Origin of the sequence: Pseudomonas muyukensis, from assembly GCF_019139535.1 — a bacterium.
Classification (GTDB): Bacteria; Pseudomonadota; Gammaproteobacteria; order Pseudomonadales; family Pseudomonadaceae; genus Aquipseudomonas; species Aquipseudomonas muyukensis.
In genome coordinates this window covers 1,161,323-1,182,890 of the sequence record NZ_CP077073.1, presented here as the reverse complement: position 1 = coordinate 1,182,890, position 21,568 = coordinate 1,161,323, and the positions used below count along the sequence as shown (strand labels likewise).

Here is a 21,568-nt window from a genome sequence, read left to right as displayed (position 1 = left end):
CGTTGTTCTACTTGAGTATCCAGAACAGCTCGTGGCGGCGCACCGCCTTGCGGAAGAACTCGTTCTCACCGAACGGTGAAGGGCGACGCCCCGCCAGGCAGCGCTGGATCAGCCGGCGCAGGCGGCGCTTGAACGGCGGCCGCGGCTGCAGGTCATGCATCATACCCAGCGCCATGGCCTTGTCGTATTGCAGCGCAGTGTCAAGTGACAGACAGCAGGGCCTCCCCAGCGCCTGGTCGTCCATCACCGGTGGCAACGCCACCCCTGCGCCACTGTCGCCCATCGGCCAGCGGTCGTTATCGTGCAGGTGATTGGCGTAGCCGAGCAATAGCGTCGGCTGCCACTCAAGCCCCTGCAAGGCCTCGCGCACCGCCTGCTCGGCGCAGACATGGTCAGGGTGCGGGTCAAGGGCCGGATGCGGCATGACCACCACCTCAGGGCGCGCCTTGAGCAACAGCGCGCGCAGGTCGGCCAGCAGGTTGTTCCAGCTCGGCACGCCATCGTCGCCCGGCAGGGCCAGGCTGTTGAGCTGGCGGAACGGTCGCGTGTCGCTCAGTTCGGCCTCGCGCGATCCCACCGGCTGATCCGGCGCCGCGCGCATGGCTGGCAGTTGCAGACAGAAATAACCCAATTGCGCACACCGCGCCTGCGGCACACCCGCCCAGAGCGGCACCGCCAAGCTGTCCCAAGCCCGCAGACGCCCTTTCAGACGCGCGGCCTCGGCGCGCTCCAGGCCCATCCGCTGGTAATGCTCGGCCTCGATTTCACCCGCGGTCAGCGTAACGATCCAGGCTTCGTCGGCCTGGCGATACAGGCCATAGGCCGCCAACTCGGCGTCGTCGGCATGTGGCGCGATGACCATGACCCGCTGGCGACGAGGATCGGCCTGGCGGAACAGCCACAGCCGAGGCTGCCCGACCAGTCGGCAATAGCGACCGGCCAGGGTCAGGCGCCCTTCGGCCAACGCCGGGCCCATGCCGCTGAGATTGAGATAGCGCAGGCCGCGCACACCGCGCTCGAAGACCTGCAGGTCGTCACCTTCGGCGCAGGACACGCGCACGCCGGGATCGAGCAAGCGCCCCAGCCAGCCACAGCGCAGGCCCACCTGCAGCACCAGGGTTTCATCACCCTGCACTTGCAGCCCCGGGACAACCAGGCGCCCCGCTGCAAGGCTGACCCCAGGCACCTCGTCGGTTTGCGCGAAGCGATAGGCGTAGTCGTCGGTCGGCGCATAGAACAGGTGGTCGGCGAACCAGGCCTCGTGCGCCACCCACAGCAGCGGCAGCAACAGCAACGGCAGCCACCACCAGCTGAACAGCGCCAGCAACAGCAGAGCGGCCAACGCCGCCAGCAGGCCGATACGCTTGTTGCGCCGGTGGCGCTTGAGCAGTTGCTGCTTGCGACTCATGACTGGAACACCGGCACAGGGTTGCACCATCGGTCCTTGTACTCGCGATCTGCTCGCCCGAATGAGAAACGCAACGCCTTGCCACGGGCATTGGCGTCCTCCCAGGCAGCCTGGGTATTGAGAAAGCTCAGCACGCTGCCGGGGCTGAAGGCCTTGGTTTCAGGGTCGACGCCACCGTTGACGTATTCGACGCTGATCCACTGCGCAGCCTCGACGCGATACACCAGCTGGATGGCGATCGGCGCGCCCTGCAGAAACAACACCGAGCCGATCAGCAGCGCGCGCAAGCGTTCGACCACCTCAGCCATGCGCGCCGCGCCGGTTGCCGGGAAGCCCCAGCGGCGCTGGAACAGATCGCAGTACATGGCGGCGATCTCGGCCGCGCTGAAATCGCTGATCGGCCGCACCAGCCCGCCCGCCTCTTCCAGCAGGCGTAGTTCGCGCCGCTGGTTGTAGCGAAACTTCTTCGACAGGTCTTCGTGCGCACGGGCCATGGCCAGTTGCTCCGGCTGTGCCTTCAAGCCGCTGAAGCGGCCCTCATTGAGCGCCGAAAGGTAGCGCCCGGCGTGGCGCAGGGGCGCTGCGGCATCACAGGCGGCGGGCAGGATAATTTCGGCGTTGCCCAGGTCGAACAGGCCTTTCTTGCCGTGGCGCTTGAGCACGTCCTTGGACAGCGCCAGATGACGCCCCCATGTCGGCACGGCGGCCTTGAGCTCGCCAGCTTGCTGCCAGCCCAGGTAACGCACCGGGATATCGGCCAGCTCGGCCAACTGTTCGAGCACCAGAGGGTGGCTCGCGACACTGCCCCCGAAACGCTGCCAGGCCTCGGCGTAGGCGGCCGCGTCGATAACCTGCCAGCCACGTTCGCGCCAGGCTTGAAAATGCTTGAGCATCAGGCCTCCGCGACCAGCGCGCGCACGTGCGGCAGTTGCCAGAAGGCCTCGCGGACCGCCTGGTCACTGAAGCGCTGGCGCAGGCGCAGCAGCATATGCTGGGCGCAGGCCGCGCGCTGCTGCGCATCCAGCCCGGCCATGTGTTGCAGGCCCTGGGCCAACTGCGCGGCATCGCGCAGCGCAAACAGCACGCCGACACCCTCGACCACCTCGCGGGCGCCGCCGCAGGCCGTGGCCAGCACCGGTACTCCGGCAACCATGGCCTCGAGCAGAACCATGCCGAACGGCTCGTGGTCCGAGCTCAGGGCAAAGACGTCGAACGCCTGGAAATAGCGGCGGGCATCCACCACCTGGCCGAGGAAATCGACGTGCCCGGCAATGCCCAGTTCGACGGCCTGCGCCTTGAGCTTGGCCTCCAGCCGACCTTTGCCAAGAATCGCCAGGCGTGCGCCGGCCGGCAGGCCGGGCAAGGCTTCGGCGAAACCTCGCAGCAAGGTGGCCTGGTCCTTGTCCGGGTGCAGACGGCCGACGTTGCCGACCACCCACGCCTGCTCATCGAGCCCCAACGCGCGGCGAGCCTCGTCGCGGGGCACCAGGCTGGCCTGCAACGCCTCGACGTCGATGCGGTTGTACAGGGTCTGGATGCGTTCAGCGGGCCACTGCGCCAGGCAGTGGCGCATGTCGTCGCGCACCGCGTCCGATACCCCGAGCAGGCTCAGGCGCTTGCGAAACAGGTTGGCGAACAGCCGCCGCCCCTTGCGTTCATAGTCACCGAAGGCGTGGTGCACGCCGATCACCGGCAGGCCAGTGCCCAGCAGCGCGACGTAGATCGGCTTGAAGCGGTGGGCGATGCAGAAGCTGAAGTTGCGTTGCGCGGCGATCTTGCGCAGCGCGGCGATGGCACCCAGCTTCAGGCCGCGCACGGCCTTGGAGCTGAATTCCAGGAACAGCACCTCGTCCGAGGCGCAACCGGCCGCGACCTGCGCGTCGGCTGCCCCGGTGAGAAACACGGTGGTGACCTTGTAGCCGCTGCCCTGGAACAGGTTGGCGTACTGACGGGCACAATCGAGGAACGGCCCGTCATAGCCGTGGCAAAACTGCAGGACGCGCAATTCAGAGCGGCTGGTCATAAGGTGCCGCGCCGTCCTTGACCACCAGGATGTCTTCCATGATCAGGTACTGCAGGTCCGAGCCGAAGAACATGTTCAGGGCATCGGTCGGCGAGCAGATCATCGGTTCGCCACGGCGGTTCAGCGAGGTGTTCAGCGACACGCCGTTGCCGGTCAGGTGCTCGAGGGCCTTCATCATGTCGTAGTAGCGCGGGTTGTACTCACGCTTGAGCACCTGGGCACGGGACGTACCGTCCTCGTGGACCACTTCCGGCACGCGGGTCTTCCACTCTTCAGCCACTTCGAAGGTGAAGGTCATGAACGGTGCCGGGTGATCGATCTTGATCATCTGCGGCGCCACGGTGTCGAGCATCGACGGGCAGAAAGGCCTCCAGCGCTCGCGGAACTTGATCTGGTGGTTGATGCGATCGGCCACGCCTTCCACGCTCGGGCAGCCGATGATCGAACGCCCACCCAGGGCGCGCGGACCGAATTCCATGCGCCCCTGGAACCAGGCCACCGGGTTGCCATCGACCATGATCTTGGCGATCTGCTCTGGCATGTTCTCAAGCTTGCGCCATTTCGGCTGGCTCGGGTGACGGGCACAGGCAGCGATCACGTCTTCGTTGGAGTACGCAGGGCCGAGGTAGACGTGCTCCATCTTCTCGACCGGCACGCCGCGGGCGTGGGAGACGTAGGCCGCGGCACCGACCGCGGTGCCGGCGTCGCCGGACGCTGGCTGGACGAACAGCTCTTTCACGTCGTCGCGGGCGATGATCTTCTGGTTCAGCTTGACGTTCAGCGCGCAGCCGCCGGCGAAGGCCAGCTTGCCGGTCTCTTTCAGGGTATCGCCCAGGTAGTGGTCGATCATCTGCAGGGCCAGCTTCTCGAACAGCGCCTGCATGCTGGCGGCGTAGTGGATGTACGGCTCGTCGGCGATGTCGCCTTCGCGTTTCGGGCCCAGCCATTCGATCAGCTTGGGCGAGAAGTAGAAGCCCTTGCCCTGCTCTTTGTAGCGGCGCAGGCCAATAACGTTGGCGTACTCGGTGTTGATCACCAGCTCGCCGTTTTCGAAGCTGGCCAGGCGCGAGAAGTCGTACTTGCTGGCGTCGCCATACGGCGCCATGCCCATGACCTTGAATTCGCCGTCGAGCATCTCGAAGCCGAGGAACTCGGTGATCGCGCCATACAGGCCGCCCAGCGAGTCTGGGTCGAAGAATTCCTTGATCTTGTGGATCTTGCCGTTTTCGCCGTAGCCAAAGAAGGTGGTGGCGTACTCACCCTTGCCGTCGATGCCGAGGATCGCGGTTTTTTCCTTGAAGCCCGAGCAGTGGTAGGCGCTGGAGGCGTGGGCCAGGTGGTGCTCGACCGGCTCGATCTTGATCTTCTTCGGATCGAAGCCCAGTTGCTCCAGGCACCAGACGATCTTCTTGCGGTAGCGCTTGTAGCGGCGGTTGCCCATCAGCAGCGCGTCGAGGGCGCGGTCCGGGGCGTACCAGTAGCGCTTGGCGTAGTGCCAGCGGGCCTTGCCGAACAGGCTGATGGGCGCGAACGGAATGGCGACCACGTCGACGTCGGACGGCTTGATGCCGGCCTGTTCCAGGCAGAACTTCGCCGACTCGTAGGGCATGCGGTTCTTCGCATGCTTGTCACGCACGAAGCGCTCTTCTTCGGCGGCGGCAATCAGCTTGCCGTCGATGTACAGGGCCGCGGAAGGGTCATGGCTAAGGGCGCCGGACAGGCCAAGAATCGTCAGTGCCAAGGGTCTAGCCTCTCAAATCGGTATGAAGTGCGCCACCGGCCACTCGGGCGGATGGCGGCTAAAGGGCGGGATTATAACGCAAAGATGGCGGACACACCGCCCCCTTGTAGGAGCGGCCTTGCGTCGCGAAAGGGGCGCGTAGCGGCCCCAGGTTTCCGTTGTGTCGCGGGGATTGCCGGGGCTGCTTTGCAGCCCTTTCGCGACACAAGGCCGCTGCTACAGGGGGCGCGCGACTTACTCGGCGATCAGCCAGTCCATGCGGTAGCTGCCGGCGGTCTGCGCCAGCTCCTTGGCCAGCCACGGCAGCAGCGCCTTGAGCTCGTCCTCAAGCCCCCACGGCGGGTTGGCGATGGCCAGGCCCGAGCCGTTCAGGCCCTGGGGGCTGTCCTGGTGGTGCACGTACAGCTCGACCCGCAGCAGCTTTGGCGCGCCAGTGCTGGTGAGGTCCTGATAGAAGCGGGTCAGCGAGCGCTGGTCCTTGATCGGGTACCAGATGGCCGCGACGGTCTGGCGCATGCGACCGATCGCCTCTTTCATGGCCACGGTGCAACGCTTGAGTTCGTCGGCCTGCTCGAACGGCGGGTCGATCAGCATGATCGCGCGCTTTTCCTGCACCGGCAGCAGCGCCCGCGGGATGTGCCAACCTTCGCCCAGGTGCACGGTGACGCGCGGATCCTTCTTCATGTTCTCTTTGAGCAGCACGCCGTCTTCGGGGTGCTTTTCGTTGAGCTGGGCGCGGTCCTGCTCGCGCATCAGGCGCCGGGCCAACTCAGGCGAGCCTGGGTAGTAGCGCAGTTCGCCATTCTTGTTCAGGCGCTTGATCACGCCCAGGTAATCGGCGGTAACGGCCGGCAGGTCGTCGCGGTTCCACAGGCGGGCGACGCCTTCGAGGTATTCACCGGTACGGCTCGCCTGATCGCCCTGCAGGTCGTACAGACCCAGGCCGGCGTGGGTGTCGATGTAGGCGAACGGCTGCTCCTTGCGCGACATCAGGGCGATGAGGCGGGTGAGCACGATGTGCTTGAGGACGTCGGCGTGGTTGCCGGCGTGGAAGGCGTGACGATAGTTCATGGCGGCTCCTGCGAAGGCGGCAAGTTTACCTTGCCTTGGCGGCCGCCAAAAGCATCGCGGGGCAAGCCCGCTCCCACGCCACTTGTAGAGGCTGCGTGGGAGCGGGCTTGCCCCGCGACAGGGACAGCGCTGAATCAGCAGGTATTACTTGTCGGCGTGATACTGCGCATCAGCGGTTTCAAAGCGCGAAACCATGCTGTTCGACGGGCTGCCCAGCTTGCTCACCACGAAGATCGCGATGCTGGCGAACAGGAAGCCCGGGATGATCTCGTACAGGCCCAGGCCGACGTAGCTCTTCCACAGGATCACGGTCAGGGCGCCGACGATGATGCCGGCCAGGGCACCATTGCGGGTCATGCCTTTCCACAGTACCGAGATCAGCACCACCGGACCGAAGGCGGCACCAAAGCCTGCCCAGGCGTAGGCCACCAGGCCCAGCACGCGGTTCTCAGGATTGGCGGCCATGGCGATGGCGATCAGCGCGACCGCCAGCACCATCAGGCGACCGACCCATACCAGTTCCTTCTGCGAAGCGTTCTTGCGCAGGAAGGCCTTGTAGAAGTCTTCGGTCAGGGCGCTGGAGCACACCAGCAGCTGGCAGCTCAGGGTACTCATCACCGCCGCCAGGATGGCCGACAGCAAGACACCGGCGATCCATGGGTTGAACAGGATCTTGGCCAGCTCGATGAACACACGCTCGTGGTTCTCGGTGACAGGGCCCGCCAGCTCAGGATGCGCCGAGAAGTAGGCGATGCCGAAGAAGCCCACGGCGCAGGTACCGGCCAGGCACAGGATCATCCAGGTCATGGAGATGCGACGGGCGTTGGCGATCGACTTGACCGAGTCGGCGGCCATGAAGCGCGCCAGGATGTGCGGCTGGCCGAAGTAGCCCAGGCCCCAGCCCATCAGCGAGATGATGCCGATGAAGGTGGCGCCCTTGAACATGTCGAAGTGCGCCGGGTTGACCACCTCGATGGCCGCGAAGGTCTGGTCGAAGCCACCGGTGGAGATCAGCACGATCACCGGGGTCAGGATCAACGCGAAGATCATCAGCGAAGCCTGCACGGTGTCGGTCCAGCTCACCGCCAGGAAGCCACCGACGAAGGTGTAGGCGATGGTCGCCGCGGCACCAGCCCACAGGGCGGTCTCGTAGGGCATGCCGAAGGTGCTTTCGAACAGGCGAGCGCCAGCGACGATGCCGGAAGCGCAATAGATGGTGAAGAACACCAGGATGACGATGGCCGAGATGATGCGCAGCAGGCCGGTCTTGTCTTCGAAGCGGCTGGAGAAGTAGTCCGGCAGGGTCAGGGCGTCACCGTTGTGCTCGGTCTGCACGCGCAGGCGGCCGGCGACGAACAGCCAGTTCAGGTAGGCGCCGACGGTCAGGCCGATGGCGATCCAGGCCTCGGAAAGGCCCGCGAAGTAGATGGCGCCCGGCAGGCCCATCAACAGCCAGCCGCTCATGTCCGATGCGCCGGCGGAAAGCGCGGTGACCACGCTGCCGAGACTACGGCCGCCGAGAATATAGTCGGAAAGGTTCTTGGTGGAGCGATAGGCGGCGAAGCCGATCAGCACCATTGCCGCAATGTAGATCACGAAGGTGATCGTTAGTGGATTGCCCATGAGTTGTGCCCTGGCGTTGTTTTTATCTCTTGCAGCCGCCATGCAGCAGACGGTTGCACCCAGGCGGCGCATCCTATGCAACAACATGAATCAGGTGCAACCATTTTTCATTTGCAAGTTGCACCCGACCCTGCATTTTCAGAAAAAACCCTTTTCTTGCTCCCTTTCGGAGCAAAAACAGCCTTTTTCATACTTAAACGCACCAAAAACGGCCTTTTCGGCTGTTCAGAAAAGCCCTTCAGACGAGTTGCACCCAAGGCGCGAAAAATTCGGGTTGCACCCGGTTGCACCCCGATTGTCCTACAGGCTAATCTTGCCGACAGCTTAGGCCACATCCGTGGCCAATAACGAGGATAAGAAATGGCGACGACCACCCTTGGGGTCAAACTCGACGACCCGACCCGTGAGCGACTCAAAGCGGCTGCGCAGTCCATCGACCGCACGCCGCACTGGTTGATCAAGCAAGCGATCTTCAACTATCTCGAGAAGCTCGAGGGTGGCGCCACCCTGAACGACCTCAATGGCCACGCCACCGCTGCCGGCGACGACGCCGGCGAAGTGCCAGCCGACCACGCCCACCAGTGCTTCCTGGAGTTCGCCGAAAGCATCCTGCCACAGTCGGTGCTGCGCTCGGCGATCACCGCCGCCTACCGCCGCCCCGAGCAGGAAGTGGTGCCGATGCTGCTGGAGCAGGCGCGCCTGCCGGCCGCGCAGGCAGACGCCACCAACAAGCTTGCCGCGAGCCTGGCCGACAAACTGCGCAACCAGAAGAGCGCCGGCGGCCGTGCCGGCATCGTCCAGGGCCTGCTGCAGGAGTTCTCGCTGTCCTCGCAAGAAGGCGTGGCGCTGATGTGCCTGGCCGAAGCCCTGCTGCGCATCCCCGACAAAGGCACCCGCGACGCGCTGATCCGCGACAAGATCAGCACCGGCAACTGGCAGCCGCACCTGGGCAACAGCCCGTCGCTGTTCGTCAACGCCGCCACCTGGGGCCTGCTGCTGACCGGCAAGCTGGTCAGCACCCACAACGAAGCCGGCCTGACCTCCTCGCTCACCCGCATCATCGGCAAGAGCGGCGAACCGATGATCCGCAAGGGCGTCGACATGGCCATGCGCCTGATGGGCGAGCAGTTCGTCACCGGCGAGACCATCGCCGAGGCCCTGGCCAACGCCAGCAAGTTCGAAGCCAAGGGCTTCCGCTACAGCTACGACATGCTCGGCGAAGCGGCGCTGACCGAGCACGACGCGCAGAAATACCTGGCCTCCTACGAGCAGGCGATCCACTCGATCGGCAAGGCCTCGCACGGGCGTGGCATCTATGAAGGCCCAGGCATCTCGATCAAGCTCTCGGCCCTGCACCCGCGCTACAGCCGCGCCCAGTACGAGCGCGTGATGAACGAACTGTACCCGCGCCTGCTGTCGCTGACCCTGCTGGCCAAGCAATACGACATCGGCCTGAACATCGATGCCGAGGAAGCCGACCGCCTGGAGCTGTCGCTGGACCTGCTCGAGCGCCTGTGCTTCGAGCCGTCGCTGGCCGGCTGGAACGGCATCGGCTTCGTCATCCAGGCTTATCAGAAGCGCTGCCCGTACGTGATCGACTACGTCATCGACCTGGCCAAGCGCAGCCGCCACCGCCTGATGATCCGCCTGGTGAAAGGCGCCTACTGGGACAGCGAGATCAAGCGCGCCCAGGTCGAGGGCCTGGAAGGCTACCCGGTGTACACCCGCAAGGTGTACACCGACGTTTCCTACGTCGCCTGCGCGCGCAAGCTGCTGGCCGTGCCAGAAGCCATCTACCCGCAGTTCGCCACCCACAACGCCCACACCCTGTCGGCCATCTACACCATCGCCGGACAGAACTACTACCCGGGCCAGTACGAGTTCCAGTGCCTGCACGGCATGGGCGAGCCGCTGTATGAACAAGTTGTCGGCAAGGTCTCCGAAGGCAAGCTGAACCGTCCGTGCCGCGTGTACGCCCCGGTCGGCACCCACGAAACCCTGCTGGCCTACCTGGTCCGCCGCCTGCTGGAAAACGGCGCCAACACCTCGTTCGTCAACCGCATCGCCGACCACTCGATCTCGATCCAGGAACTGGTCGCCGACCCGGTCGCCAGCATCGAGCGCATGGGCGCCCAGGAAGGCAGCATCGGCCTGCCGCACCCGCGCATCCCCATGCCGCGTGAGCTGTATGGCAGCGAGCGGGCCAACTCGGCCGGCATCGACATGGCCAACGAACACCGCCTGGCGTCGCTGTCCTGCGCCCTGCTGGCAACCGCTCACAACGACTGGAAAGCCGCTCCGCTGCTGGCCTGCGCCGCCAGTGAAGAGGCCGCCGCGCCAGTGCTCAACCCTGCCGACCACCGCGACATCGTCGGCCACGTGCAGGAAGCCACCGTCGCCGACGTCGACAATGCCATCCAGTGCGCGCTGAACGCCGCGCCGATCTGGCAGGCCACCCCGCCCGCCGAGCGCGCCGCGATCCTCGAACGCGCCGCCGACCTGATGGAAGCCGATATCCAGCCGCTGATGGGCCTGCTGGTGCGCGAAGCTGGCAAGACCTACGCCAACGCCATCGCCGAAGTGCGCGAGGCCGTGGACTTCCTGCGCTACTACGCGGTGCAGGCACGCAACGACCTGCGCAACGACAACTGCCGCCCGCTGGGCCCGGTGGTGTGCATCAGCCCGTGGAACTTCCCGCTGGCGATCTTCTCCGGCCAGGTGGCCGCGGCCCTGGCCGCCGGCAACCCGGTACTGGCCAAGCCCGCCGAACAGACCCCGCTGGTCGCCGCCCAGGCCGTGCGCCTGATGCTCGACGCCGGCATCCCCGAAGGCGTGCTGCAACTGCTGCCCGGCCGCGGCGAAACCGTCGGTGCCGGCCTGGTGGGTGACGAGCGCGTCAAGGGCGTGATGTTCACCGGTTCCACCGAAGTCGCCCGCCTGCTGCAACGCAACATCGCCGGGCGCCTGGACAACCAGGGCCGGCCGATCCCGCTGATCGCCGAAACCGGCGGCCAGAACGCGATGATCGTCGACTCCTCGGCACTGACCGAGCAGGTGGTGATCGACGTGGTGTCCTCGGCCTTCGACAGCGCCGGCCAGCGTTGCTCGGCCCTGCGCGTGCTGTGCCTGCAGGAAGACTCCGCCGACCGTGTGATCGAAATGCTCAAGGGCGCCATGGCCGAAAGCCGCCTGGGCAACCCGGAGCGCCTGCCAGTGGATATCGGCCCGGTGATCGATGCCGAAGCCAAGGCGGGTATCGAGAAGCACATCCAGGGCATGCGCGACAAAGGCCGCAGCGTCTACCAGGTGGCCATCGCCGAGGGCGAGGAGATCAAGCGCGGCACCTTCGTGATGCCGACCCTGATCGAGCTGGAGAGCTTCGACGAGCTCAAGCGCGAGATCTTCGGCCCGGTACTGCACGTGGTGCGCTACAACCGCAAGGACCTGGACCAGTTGATCGAGCAGATCAATGCCTCCGGCTACGGCCTGACCCTGGGCGTGCACACCCGCATCGACGAGACCATCGCCAAGGTGGTGGACAACGTCAACGCCGGCAACATGTACGTCAACCGCAACATTGTCGGCGCCGTGGTCGGCGTACAGCCGTTCGGCGGTGAAGGCCTGTCGGGTACCGGCCCGAAAGCCGGCGGCCCGCTGTACCTTTACCGCCTGCTGTCGACCCGCCCTGCCGACGCCATCGCCCGCCACTTCCAGGCCGACGACGCGCGCGTTGCCGCCGACACCACCCTGCGCGACCAGCAGCTCAAGCCGCTGACCACGCTGAAGACCTGGGCTGCCAGCAGCCAGCTGAGCGACCTGGCCGCGCTGTGCGAACAGTTCGCCGAGCAGTCGCAGAGCGGCATCAGCCGCGTGCTGCCAGGCCCGACCGGCGAGCGCAACACCTACACCGTGCTGCCACGCGAACACGTGCTGTGCCTGGCCGACAACGAGGCCGACCTGCTGGCCCAGCTGGCGGCGGTACTGGCCGTGGGCAGCGCGGCGCTGTTCCAGGACGGCGAGCCGGCCAAGACCGTGCGCGCACGCCTGCCCAAGGAGCTGCAAGCGAAGGTCAAGCTGGTGGCCGACTGGAGCAAGGACGAGGTGGCCTTCGACGCCGTCATTCACCACGGTGATTCGGACCAACTGCGCGGCGTCTGCGAGCAAGTGGCCAAGCGTGCCGGGGCGATCGTCGGCGTGCACGGGCTGTCCAGTGGTGACCACCAGATCGCCCTGGAGCGCCTGGTGATCGAGCGGGCGGTGAGCGTCAACACCGCGGCGGCAGGTGGTAACGCCAGCCTGATGACCATCGGCTGAGGCCATGGGATGAAAAAGGAGAGCTTCGGCTCTCCTTTTTTATGGGTGATGTCTTGAGGGCGTGTCAGGGCAGGCACCTGCATGGATCGTTACACTGGCAAACCCAACGATCGCTTCTTGAGCTTCACCATGATCTTAAACCTGCGCGCCCCATTGGAGGTCGGGATGGCTACAAAAGCCCCCAACACGCCAAAGACTGATAAACCGTGTATAGAATCTGCTCAGCGCATTCGACAGCTAGCCCAGATACTCGCCGACAATCCGGCTGAGGCCAAAGTATTCCGTACCGCTAAAGGCAAGCTCAGAGCCCATTATCGATAAATGTACAAACAGTCCCCCTTTCAATCGTTTTCGGGTTTCATGGCCGTGATCGCGGCCCTCTCGTACCCCCATCCTTTCTACTTTCACCCACGCCTTCTCCACAGCCACCAAAGGCTCCAAGATTTGGCCAATTCAGAGGCAGTGATCAAGCTCAACCAAACCCATGTACCGACATCAGGCAAGAGCAAAATCAACGCAAAGGACGGAATTACAAAGAAGACTCTGAAAGGAAGCTGAATGGCTGCCAGGTAAACTCCCAAAACCCTGCCGAGGAAAAGCAATAAACTACTAGCTATAAGTGAAATCTGGGCAACAAGCCCCATCCACACCATAAACTCAAGCCCTCCCCCCCAATGCTCCATGTTTTCAAGGGCGGATCTGAAGTCGCTCACGAAGGGGATCACACCTCTATTGAAACTACTAAACACAACGAAAAAGATGTAAAAGGCATCCATCCCCGCCCAAAACAACTCAACTGAACGCTTCAATTTTGGACTCCACATCACTTGTCTTTGAGTTCGTATTCCTCATCTGCGACGACTGGCCGCCAATGCCATGAAAATCCCGAAATATCCCAAGCATCGTCAGCTTCCACATAAATTTGCGTAATCTTATGCTCCTTCCCATATCTATGAACTGCAGAGGACGACGCAAAGTCGCGCTCCTCACTCCCAAGCGGCACCCATCTCTGAGTTACTGTTCTTGTCGTGTTTGCAAAATCTTTCCCTGAGGATAAGAAAACTCTTCCCTCATCCCCTCTCGACACCAAAAAGTTCGCAACAAAAGCAGCGCCGGAAGAAAGCTTATTAACTCGTATATCTACTATTTTCCATTTCCCCGACCCCATCGTTGCTGACAACGTGTTAAGCAACCAGTCACTATCGAAACTATTGTTACACATCTTTGCGTACCAACACTTCTCAAGATCTATCGGTTTGAAAGCTTCATTCCGAATGAGCATCCACTCACCTGAAGCAACCCGACTTAGCACCCTATCAACTTGAACGCCATCCAGATCAATCGAACCATACAACCCACACTCTCCTAGGAGGTCACTCACACCATATATCTTTTGCGCATACCCCATGCTTTTCAAGTATTCTCTAATTATAGATGTCGAAAAAAAAGGATCTTCGACTCTGCATAGTTGTTCTTTCTTTACCTTTGACCAGCGAACCAAGTCTTCCATTGCCAATCCGTCCGTGCAAAAGACTGACATTTACATTATGCCGCTCGACGATGCCCTATGAGGGCCTCCGAAAAAGTTGTAGGAAATTTCTCCTATTAGGGCTGTTATCACGGGCACCAGACCACTAGGTTTTCATTGCAGCTTTTACAGCCCTATCACCCAAACCTATTAACCTCCTCTTATCCCTCACAACCCCCTAGACTCGCAGTATCCCGCCTCAGGACCGCCCCCCATGCCCGAGACCCTGCTCAGCCCCCGCAACCTCGCCTTCGAACTCTACGAAGTCCTCGACGCCGAGGCCCTGACCCAGCGCCCGCGCTTCGCCGAGCACAGCCGCGAGACCTTCGACGCGGCACTGGCCACCGCCCGCACCATCGCCGAAAAATACTTCGCCCCGCACAACCGCAAGGCCGACGAAAACGAGCCGCGCTACGTGGACGGCCGCGCCGAGCTGATCCCGGAAGTGAAACCTGCGGTGGATGCCTTCCTCGAAGCTGGCTTCCTCAACGCCAACCGCGACTTCGAAGTCGGCGGCATGCAGTTGCCCAGCCTGGTATCGCAGGCCTGCTTCGCCCACTTCCAGGCCGCCAACGCCGGCACCACGGCCTACCCGTTCCTGACCATGGGCGCGGCCAACCTGATCGAAAGCTTCGGCAGCGACGAGCAGAAGCGGCTGTTCCTGCAGCCGATGATCGAAGGCCGCTATTACGGCACCATGGCCCTGACCGAGCCCCATGCCGGCTCGTCGCTGGCCGATATCCGCACCCGCGCCGAACCCGCAGGCGACGGCAGCTACCGGCTCAAGGGCAACAAGATCTTCATCTCCGGCGGCGACCACGCGTTGTCCGAGAACATCGTGCACATGGTCCTGGCCAAACTGCCGGACGCACCGCCCGGGGTGAAGGGCATCTCGCTGTTCATCGTGCCCAAGTACCTGGTCAACGCCGACGCCAGCCTGGGCCCGCGCAACGACGTGGTGCTGGCCGGGCTGTTCCACAAGATGGGCTGGCGCGGCACCACCTCCACCGCGCTGAACTTCGGCGACAATGGCCAGTGCGTGGGCTACCTGGTCGGCCAGCCGCACCAGGGCCTGGCCTGCATGTTCCAGATGATGAACGAGGCGCGCATCGGCGTCGGCATGGGCGCGGTGATGCTCGGCTATGCCGGCTACCTGTATTCGCTGGACTACGCCCGCCAGCGCCCACAAGGGCGCCTGCCGGACAACAAGGACCCGCACAGCCCGGCAGTGCCGATCATCGAACACAGCGACGTCAAACGCATGCTGCTGGCGCAGAAGGCCTATGTCGAAGGCGCCTTCGACCTTGGCTTGTACGCCGCCCGGCTGTTCGACGACACCCACACCGCGACGGATGCCGACGCCCGTCGCCAGGCCCAGGAGCTGCTCGACCTGCTCACCCCCATCGTCAAGTCCTGGCCCTCGGCCTACTGCCTGAAGGCCAACGAACTGGCGATCCAGATCCTCGGCGGCCACGGCTACACCCGTGAATACCCGGTCGAGCAGTACTACCGCGACAATCGCCTCAACCCGATCCACGAAGGTACCGAGGGCATTCAGTCCCTCGACCTGCTGGGCCGCAAGCTGGCGCAGAACAACGGTGCCGGCCTCAAGCAGCTGATCCGCCTGATTGCTTCCACCGCCGAGCGCGCCAGCCACCACCCCAGCCTCGACCCGCTGCGCCAGCCGCTGGAACAACTGGTCAACCGCCTGCAAGGCGTGACCCTGGCCCTGCTCGGCGACCTGGCCCAGGGCAAGGTCGCCGGCGCCCTGGCCAACTCGGCGCTGTACCTGAGGGTGTTCGGCCACTGCGTGATCGGCTGGCGTTGGCTGGAACAGGCCATCCATGCCGAAGTTGGCCTGCTCAAGGGCAGCGACCGCGACTTCTACCAGGGCAAGCTGCAGGCCGCGCGTTATTTCCTCACCTGGGAGGTGCCGGGCTGCCATAATGACCTCGCGTTGCTCGAGGCCCGCGACGACACTTGCCTCGCAATGCAAGAGGGGTGGTTCTAGGGGGAGCCACCGCGCACACGGAGGTTCCCGCATGTTCGATTCCAGCGCCCTGCTGCGCCAGCGCTTCGCCGCGCTGCGCAGCACGGCCGAAGTGTTCTCGCTTCGCCATGTGAAGCAATCGCACCAGTCCCTGTCGGTTCGGCGCAACGTCGCCGAACCGCCGTACTTCAGCCGCGACGAGGGCGCCATGCTCACCGTGCGGGTCGCGGGCGTCGAGGCCTACGCGGCCACCGCCGACCTGTCGCAGGGCGGCCTGCAAAGGGCCTTGCAACAGGCCGAGGCACTGGCCCGGCAGATCAAGGCCCACAGCCTGCTCGACCTCAGCGGCCAGCCCGCGCCGAGCGCGCGCCACGACCATGTCTCGCCCAACTTCGAGCAAGCCCTGCCCAACCTCGCCGACTGCCTTGAGCTGCTCGCCGCCGAATCGGCCAGCGTGCCCAAGGACAGCCGCCTGGTGGACTGGCAGGCCAGCCTGGGTATCAGCCTGGTCGAGCAGACCTACCTGAACTCCGCCGGCGCCGAGCTGCGCCATGCCCAGCGCTTCGTCTACCCAGGCCTGGGCGTCACCGCCAGCAATGGCCAGGACAGCCAGAGCCGTACCCTGGGCCGCGACAACTTCGGCCAGCAGGGTGGTTTCGAGGTAATCGAGCGCTGCGGCCTGGTCGGCGCGGCCCGACGCGTGGCTGACGAGGCCTTGCAACTGCTGCTGGCACCGAACACCCCGGGCGGTAAGCGCGACCTGCTGCTGATGCCCGACCAGATGATGCTGCAGATCCACGAATCCATCGGCCATCCGCTGGAAATGGACCGCATTCTCGGCGACGAGCGCAACTACGCCGGCACCAGCTTCGTCAAAGCCAGCGACTTCGGCCACCTGCAATACGGCTCGAAACTGCTCAACGTGACCTTCGACCCGACCATCCACGAGGAGCTGGCCAGCTACAGCTTCGACGACGACGGCACCCCGGCCAGCAAGCAGTTCCTGATCCGTGATGGCCTGCTGGTGCGCCCCCTGGGTGGCGCCCTCTCGCAACTGCGTTCGGGCCTGGACGGCGTCGCCAACAGCCGCGCCTGCAGCTGGAACCGCGCGCCGATCGACCGCATGGCCAACCTCAACATCGAGCCGGGCGACCAGTCGCTTGCGCAACTGATCGGCGGTATCGAACACGGCATCCTCATGCGCACCAACCGCTCCTGGTCCATCGACGACGCGCGCAACAAGTTCCAGTTCGGTTGCGAGTGGGGTCAACTGATCGAAAACGGCGAGCTCAAGGGCATCGTCAAGAACCCGAATTACCGCGGCATCTCCGCCGACTTCTGGCGCAACCTGTCGGCGGTCGGTGATCGCAGCACCTTCCAGGTGCTCGGCACACCCAACTGCGGCAAGGGCGAACCCAACCAGGTGGTGCGGGTCGGTCATGCCTCGCCGGCCTGCGTGTTCCGCCAGATCGACGTATTCGGGGGAGACGCCTGATGAGCACTTATCAACAACGTTTCGAAGACCTGCTCGGCGCCCTGCGCGGCGCCGTGGCGGCAGATGAGCAGTTCACCCTCGGCTACAGCGCCGAGCACTCGCAGTTCGTGCGCCTTAACCACGCCAAGGTGCGCCAGGCCGGGCTGGTCAGCCAGGCCAGCGTACAGCTGCGGCTGGTTCGCGAAGGCCGCCAGGCCGAGCAGCACATCACCCTGGGCGACGATGCCGGGCTCGACCGCCAGCGCCTGCAAGAGGGCCTCGAGCAACTGCGCCAGACCCTGGCGCTGCTGCCGCTCGACCCCTACCTGAGCCTCGACGAAAGCGCCTGGCACAGCCACAGCCTGCTGCAGCCGACGCTGCCTGAGCTGGACGAGGTGCTGGCCTTGATCGCGCGCGAAGCCGGCGACCTGGACCTGGTCGGCATCTATGCCGCCGGCCCCATCTGCCGGGGTTTCGCCAGTTCCTACGGTGCCTTCGGCTGGCACCAGGCCAACAGCTTCAACATCGACTGGAGCCTGTTCCATGGCAATGGCGAGGCGGTCAAAGCCAACTATGCCGGCCAGCACTGGAGCGCCGAGGCCTTCGTCGCGCGCCTGCGCCAGGCCCGCGAGCAGCTTGCGCATCTCGGCCGCCCGGCGATCACCCTCAAGCCCGGTAGCTACCGCGCCTACCTGGCCCCGGCGGCGATGGACGAGATCGCCGGCATGCTCGGCTGGGGCGGTTTCTCGGGCCAGGCCCTGGCCACCGGCAACAGCCCGCTGCAGCGCCTTTACAACGGCGATGCGCGGCTGAGCCCGCTGGTGAGTTTCAGCGAACAGGTCAGCGGCTCGCTGAGCCCGGCGTTCTCCGACGAAGGCTCGCCGCGCCGCGACTTGCTGCTGATTGGCGAGGGCCAGGCGCGGGAGCGTCTGGTCAGCGCCCGCAGCGCCGCCGAATTCGCCCTGCAGGCCAATGGCGCCGACAGCTACGAATCGCCCTGCGCGCTGAGCCTGGCGCCGGGCAACCTGGCCAGCAGGCAAATCCTAGAGCGCCTGGGCACCGGGTTGTACATCAGCAACCTCTGGTACCTGAATTACTCGGACCTGCCAGCGGCACGCATGACCGGCCTGACCCGCTTCGCCACCTTCTGGGTGGAGAACGGGCAGATCCAGGGGCCGGTGAGCACCATGCGCTTCGACGACAGCCTGTACAGCCTGCTGGGCAGCCAGCTGGAGGACCTGACCCAGGAGCGCGAGATGATCCTGTCGAGCAGCACCTACAGCGAGCGCAGCACCGGGTCGAGCCATCTGCCGGGGGCGCTGGTCAAAGGGCTGACCCTGACTTTGTAATTGGCCTTGCCGGCCCTATCGCGGCTAAAGCCGCTCCTACAGGGGGTATGCGATCCCTGTAGGAGCGGCTTTAGCCGCGATAGGGCCGGCACTGACGGAAGAGCAAGCCATGCCCGAACGCCCCCCGCTGGACCCCGTCACCGCCCGCTGGATCCCCTGGGTGGTGGCCATCGCCTTCTTCATGCAGTCGCTGGACGGCACCATCCTCAACACCGCGCTGCCGGCCATGGCGCGCTCGCTGGCCGAGGACCCGCTGCGCATGCAGGGGGTGATCATCGCCTACATGCTCACCGTGGCCCTGCTGATCCCGGCCTCGGGCTGGATCGCCGACCGCTTCGGCACCAAGCGCATCTTCTTTTGCGCCATCCTGCTGTTCAGCTTCGGCTCGCTGCTGTGCGCCATGGCCAACAGCCTCGGTTTCCTGATCTTCGCCCGGGTGGTGCAAGGCCTGGGCGGCGCGCTGATGCTGCCGGTCGGGCGCCTGGTGGTGTTGCGCGCCTACCCGCGCAGCGAACTGGTTCGGATCATGAGCTTCATCACCATCCCCGGCCTGCTCGGCCCGTTGCTCGGCCCGACCCTGGGCGGCTGGCTGGTGGAGATCCTCACCTGGCACTGGATCTTCCTGCTCAACCTGCCGGTGGGCGCCCTGGGCTGCTACGCGGTGTGGAAGTTCATCCCCGACCTGCGCGGCAGCGAGCGCACCCGTTTCGATACCCCCGGCTTCCTGCTGTTCGGCGCGGCGATGGTGCTGATCACCATCGCCATGGAGGGCCTGGGCGAACTGCACCTGCCGCACCTGCGGGTGATGCTGTTGCTGTTCGCCGGCATGGCCTGCCTGGCCGCCTACTGGCTGCGCGCCGGGCGTGACCCGGAGCCGCTGTTCTCGCCGCAGCTGTTTCGCGTGCGCACCTTCGCCATCGGCATTCTCGGCAACCTGTTCGCGCGCCTGGGCAGCGGCGCGCTGCCGTTCCTGGTGCCGTTGCTGCTGCAGGTGGCGCTGGGTTACTCGCCGGCCCAGGCCGGCATGAGCATGATCCCGCTGGCGGCGGCGGCGATGCTTGCCAAGTCGGTGGCCAGGCCGCTGATCGAGCGCCTGGGCTACCGCATCGTGCTCACCGGCAACACCCTGCTGCTGGGCATCCTGCTGGCCAGCCTGGGCCTGGTCGACGGGCAGACGCCCTATGCCGTGCTGCTGGTGCAATTGGCGCTACTGGGGGCGGTGAACTCGATGCAGTTCACGGCGATGAACACCGTGACCCTGATCGACCTGGACGACGCCAGCGCCAGCAGCGGCAACAGCCTGCTGTCGGTGGTCGCGCAACTGTCGCTGAGCCTGGGCGTGGCCTGCGCCGGCGCACTACTCGGGGGTTTCACCGCCGCCGGCAGCGCCGAAGGCGTAGAAAGCACCCTGGGGGCGTTCCAGCTGACCTTCGTCACCATCGGCGTAATGGCCATGCTGGCGGCGGCGATCTTCCTGCAACTGGCGCCGACAGACGGAAGGCGCGCCCGTCGTCCGGAACATCACGTCGAGTCGTAGGGCGAATGGCCATGAGGCTGGTAGACTGTGCGGCATTTTTCGCTTCGCAGCAGGCCCGCCTCGTGACCGTTGAAACCACCGCCTTTGCCACCCTCCCGCTGTCCGCCGCCATGCTGGCCAACCTGGACGCCCTGGGCTATGCCTCGATGACGCCGATCCAGGCCCAGAGCCTGCCGGTCATCCTCAAGGGCCAGGACCTGATCGCCCAGGCCAAGACCGGCAGCGGCAAGACCGCGGCCTTCGGCATCGGCCTGCTCAACCCGATCAACCCGCGCTACTTCGGCTGCCAGGCCCTGGTGCTGTGCCCAACCCGGGAGCTGGCCGACCAGGTGGCCAAGGAACTGCGCCGCCTGGCCCGCGCCGAGGACAACATCAAGATCCTCACCCTGTGCGGCGGCGTTTCGCTGGGCCCGCAGATCGCCTCGCTGGAGCACGGCGCGCATATCATCGTCGGCACCCCAGGGCGCATCCAGCAACACCTGGACAAGGGCACCCTGGTGCTCGACGGGCTCAACACCCTGGTGCTCGACGAGGCCGACCGCATGCTCGACATGGGCTTCTTCGACGCCATCGCCGCGATCATCGGCAAGACCCCATCGCGCCGCCAGACCCTGCTGTTCTCGGCCACCTACCCGGCTGGCATCGAGCAATTGGCCAAGGACTTCATGCGCCAGCCGCAGCAAGTCAAGGTCGAGGCGCTGCACAGCGATAGCCAGATCGAGCAGCGTTTCATCGAGATCGACCCGCAGCAGCGCCTGGAGGCGGTGACCCGCGTGCTCGGCCACTACCGCCCGCAGTCCTGCGTGGCGTTCTGCTTCACCAAGCAGCAGTGCGAGGACCTGGTCGCCCACCTCACCGCCAAGGGCATCGTCGCCCAGGCCCTGCACGGCGACCTGGAGCAGCGCGACCGCGACCAGGTGCTGACCCTGTTCGCCAACCGCAGCAGCTCGGTGCTGGTGGCCACCGACGTCGCCGCCCGCGGCCTGGACATCGATGGCCTGGACCTGGTGATCAACGTCGAGCTGGCCCGTGACGCCGAGATCCACGTGCACCGCGTCGGTCGTACCGGCCGCGCCGGCGAGAAGGGCGTGGCGATCAGCCTGGTGGCCCCGGCCGAGGGCCACCGCGCCCAGGCCATCGAGGACCTGCAGAACAAGCCGCTGCGCTGGGAACAGCTGGACAACCTCAAGAGCAAGGGCGGCGAGCCGCTGCTGCCGCCGATGACCACCCTGTGCATCGGCGCCGGGCGCAAGGACAAACTGCGCCCGGGCGACATCCTCGGGGCGCTGACCGGCGATGCCGGGCTGCCGGGCAAGCAGGTGGGCAAGATCGCCATCTTCGACTTCGTGGCCTTCGTGGCGGTGGAGCGGGCGGTGGCCAAGCAGGCCATGCAGCGGCTGAACAGCGGCAAGATCAAGGGCCGGGCCCTGAAAGTCCGTATCGTCTGACCTATTTTGGGGTCGCTTCGCGCCCCTTTCGCGACACAAGGCCGCTCCTACAGGGGATCGCA

15 protein-coding genes are annotated in these 21,568 nt (G+C 65.1%); 7 read left to right on the top strand and 8 right to left on the bottom strand.

The window, feature by feature from the left end; translation table 11 throughout:
- Nucleotides 1-7 precede the first annotated feature (7 nt).
- From KSS95_RS05335 to putP, 6 genes are all read right to left on the bottom strand, one after another.
- Entirely contained in the window at nucleotides 8-1,408 is a 1,401-nt protein-coding gene (locus KSS95_RS05335; protein WP_217852280.1) for a PIG-L family deacetylase, read from the bottom strand.
- Complete coding sequence (locus KSS95_RS05330; protein ID WP_217852278.1) at nucleotides 1,405-2,301, bottom strand: antimicrobial resistance protein Mig-14; 897 nt, start codon at nucleotides 2,299-2,301, stop codon at nucleotides 1,405-1,407. Before KSS95_RS05330 ends, KSS95_RS05335 begins: the two co-directional genes overlap by 4 nt.
- Nucleotides 2,301-3,431, bottom strand: coding sequence for a glycosyltransferase (locus KSS95_RS05325; protein ID WP_217852276.1), 1,131 nt, complete (start codon nucleotides 3,429-3,431; stop codon nucleotides 2,301-2,303). The genes KSS95_RS05330 and KSS95_RS05325 overlap by 1 nt, the downstream gene beginning before the upstream one ends.
- Complete coding sequence (locus KSS95_RS05320; protein ID WP_217852274.1) at nucleotides 3,415-5,172, bottom strand: carbamoyltransferase family protein; 1,758 nt, start codon at nucleotides 5,170-5,172, stop codon at nucleotides 3,415-3,417. Before KSS95_RS05320 ends, KSS95_RS05325 begins: the two co-directional genes overlap by 17 nt.
- A gap of 234 nt (nucleotides 5,173-5,406) precedes the next feature.
- Nucleotides 5,407-6,243, bottom strand: coding sequence for a 23S rRNA (adenine(2030)-N(6))-methyltransferase RlmJ (locus tag KSS95_RS05315; protein WP_134690349.1), 837 nt, complete (start codon nucleotides 6,241-6,243; stop codon nucleotides 5,407-5,409).
- Between the two features lie 144 nt (nucleotides 6,244-6,387).
- Nucleotides 6,388-7,866 carry a sodium/proline symporter PutP gene (putP, locus tag KSS95_RS05310; RefSeq protein WP_217852272.1) on the bottom strand — a complete coding sequence of 493 codons (1,479 nt, stop codon included), beginning with the start codon at nucleotides 7,864-7,866 and terminating at the stop codon, nucleotides 6,388-6,390.
- Between the two features lie 75 nt (nucleotides 7,867-7,941).
- Between putP and KSS95_RS05305 the strand changes: the two genes are divergently transcribed.
- Both KSS95_RS05305 and putA read left to right on the top strand, forming a co-directional pair.
- The gene (locus KSS95_RS05305) at nucleotides 7,942-8,214 is read left to right on the top strand and encodes a hypothetical protein (protein WP_217852270.1); all 273 of its coding nucleotides are present in this window, start codon (nucleotides 7,942-7,944) and stop codon (nucleotides 8,212-8,214) included.
- 12 nt (nucleotides 8,215-8,226) lie between these two features.
- Nucleotides 8,227-12,180, top strand: a complete 3,954-nt coding sequence (gene putA / locus KSS95_RS05300; RefSeq protein ID WP_217852268.1) for a trifunctional transcriptional regulator/proline dehydrogenase/L-glutamate gamma-semialdehyde dehydrogenase — start codon at nucleotides 8,227-8,229, stop codon at nucleotides 12,178-12,180.
- Between the two features lie 404 nt (nucleotides 12,181-12,584).
- Here the strand turns inward: putA and KSS95_RS05295 are convergent, their stop codons facing one another.
- Nucleotides 12,585-12,989 carry a hypothetical protein gene (locus tag KSS95_RS05295; RefSeq protein WP_225935560.1) on the bottom strand — a complete coding sequence of 135 codons (405 nt, stop codon included), beginning with the start codon at nucleotides 12,987-12,989 and terminating at the stop codon, nucleotides 12,585-12,587.
- Between the two features lie 14 nt (nucleotides 12,990-13,003).
- A complete protein-coding gene (locus KSS95_RS05290) occupies nucleotides 13,004-13,690 on the bottom strand; it encodes a hypothetical protein (RefSeq protein ID WP_217852264.1) in 687 nt (228 codons plus the stop codon).
- Between the two features lie 232 nt (nucleotides 13,691-13,922).
- On the opposite strand from KSS95_RS05290, the gene KSS95_RS05285 reads away from it, so the two are divergent.
- The 5 genes from KSS95_RS05285 to dbpA all read left to right on the top strand — a co-directional run bounded on the left by KSS95_RS05285 (nucleotide 13,923) and on the right by dbpA (nucleotide 21,506).
- A complete protein-coding gene (locus KSS95_RS05285) occupies nucleotides 13,923-15,719 on the top strand; it encodes an acyl-CoA dehydrogenase (RefSeq protein WP_217852263.1) in 1,797 nt (598 codons plus the stop codon).
- Nucleotides 15,720-15,750: 31 nt separating this feature from the next.
- Nucleotides 15,751-17,193 carry a TldD/PmbA family protein gene (locus KSS95_RS05280; RefSeq protein ID WP_217852261.1) on the top strand — a complete coding sequence of 481 codons (1,443 nt, stop codon included), beginning with the start codon at nucleotides 15,751-15,753 and terminating at the stop codon, nucleotides 17,191-17,193.
- Nucleotides 17,193-18,521, top strand: coding sequence for a TldD/PmbA family protein (locus KSS95_RS05275; protein ID WP_217852259.1), 1,329 nt, complete (start codon nucleotides 17,193-17,195; stop codon nucleotides 18,519-18,521). The genes KSS95_RS05280 and KSS95_RS05275 overlap by 1 nt, the downstream gene beginning before the upstream one ends.
- 109 nt (nucleotides 18,522-18,630) lie before the next feature.
- Nucleotides 18,631-20,058, top strand: coding sequence for a multidrug transporter subunit MdtD (gene mdtD / locus KSS95_RS05270; RefSeq protein WP_217852257.1), 1,428 nt, complete (start codon nucleotides 18,631-18,633; stop codon nucleotides 20,056-20,058).
- Nucleotides 20,059-20,168: 110 nt separating this feature from the next.
- Nucleotides 20,169-21,506: an ATP-dependent RNA helicase DbpA gene (dbpA, locus tag KSS95_RS05265; RefSeq protein ID WP_437179601.1), complete on the top strand. Its 1,338-nt coding sequence runs from the start codon at nucleotides 20,169-20,171 to the stop codon at nucleotides 21,504-21,506.
- Nucleotides 21,507-21,568: the final 62 nt, after the last annotated feature.

What these genes read in the sequence shown, in the direction of transcription:
- KSS95_RS05335 (WP_217852280.1), bottom strand. Translation starts at nt 1,408, where the DNA reads ATGAGTCGCAAGCAGCAACTGCTCAAGCGCCACCGGCGCAACAAGCGT.
- KSS95_RS05285 (WP_217852263.1), top strand. Translation starts at nt 13,923, where the DNA reads ATGCCCGAGACCCTGCTCAGCCCCCGCAACCTCGCCTTCGAACTCTAC.
- putA (WP_217852268.1), top strand. Translation starts at nt 8,227, where the DNA reads ATGGCGACGACCACCCTTGGGGTCAAACTCGACGACCCGACCCGTGAG.
- KSS95_RS05325 (WP_217852276.1), bottom strand. Translation starts at nt 3,431, where the DNA reads ATGACCAGCCGCTCTGAATTGCGCGTCCTGCAGTTTTGCCACGGCTAT.
- KSS95_RS05280 (WP_217852261.1), top strand. Translation starts at nt 15,751, where the DNA reads ATGTTCGATTCCAGCGCCCTGCTGCGCCAGCGCTTCGCCGCGCTGCGC.
- mdtD (WP_217852257.1), top strand. Translation starts at nt 18,631, where the DNA reads ATGCCCGAACGCCCCCCGCTGGACCCCGTCACCGCCCGCTGGATCCCC.
- KSS95_RS05305 (WP_217852270.1), top strand. Translation starts at nt 7,942, where the DNA reads ATGCAACAACATGAATCAGGTGCAACCATTTTTCATTTGCAAGTTGCA.
- putP (WP_217852272.1), bottom strand. Translation starts at nt 7,866, where the DNA reads ATGGGCAATCCACTAACGATCACCTTCGTGATCTACATTGCGGCAATG.
- KSS95_RS05330 (WP_217852278.1), bottom strand. Translation starts at nt 2,301, where the DNA reads ATGCTCAAGCATTTTCAAGCCTGGCGCGAACGTGGCTGGCAGGTTATC.
- KSS95_RS05315 (WP_134690349.1), bottom strand. Translation starts at nt 6,243, where the DNA reads ATGAACTATCGTCACGCCTTCCACGCCGGCAACCACGCCGACGTCCTC.
- KSS95_RS05290 (WP_217852264.1), bottom strand. Translation starts at nt 13,690, where the DNA reads ATGGAAGACTTGGTTCGCTGGTCAAAGGTAAAGAAAGAACAACTATGC.
- KSS95_RS05275 (WP_217852259.1), top strand. Translation starts at nt 17,193, where the DNA reads ATGAGCACTTATCAACAACGTTTCGAAGACCTGCTCGGCGCCCTGCGC.
- dbpA (WP_437179601.1), top strand. Translation starts at nt 20,169, where the DNA reads ATGCTGGCCAACCTGGACGCCCTGGGCTATGCCTCGATGACGCCGATC.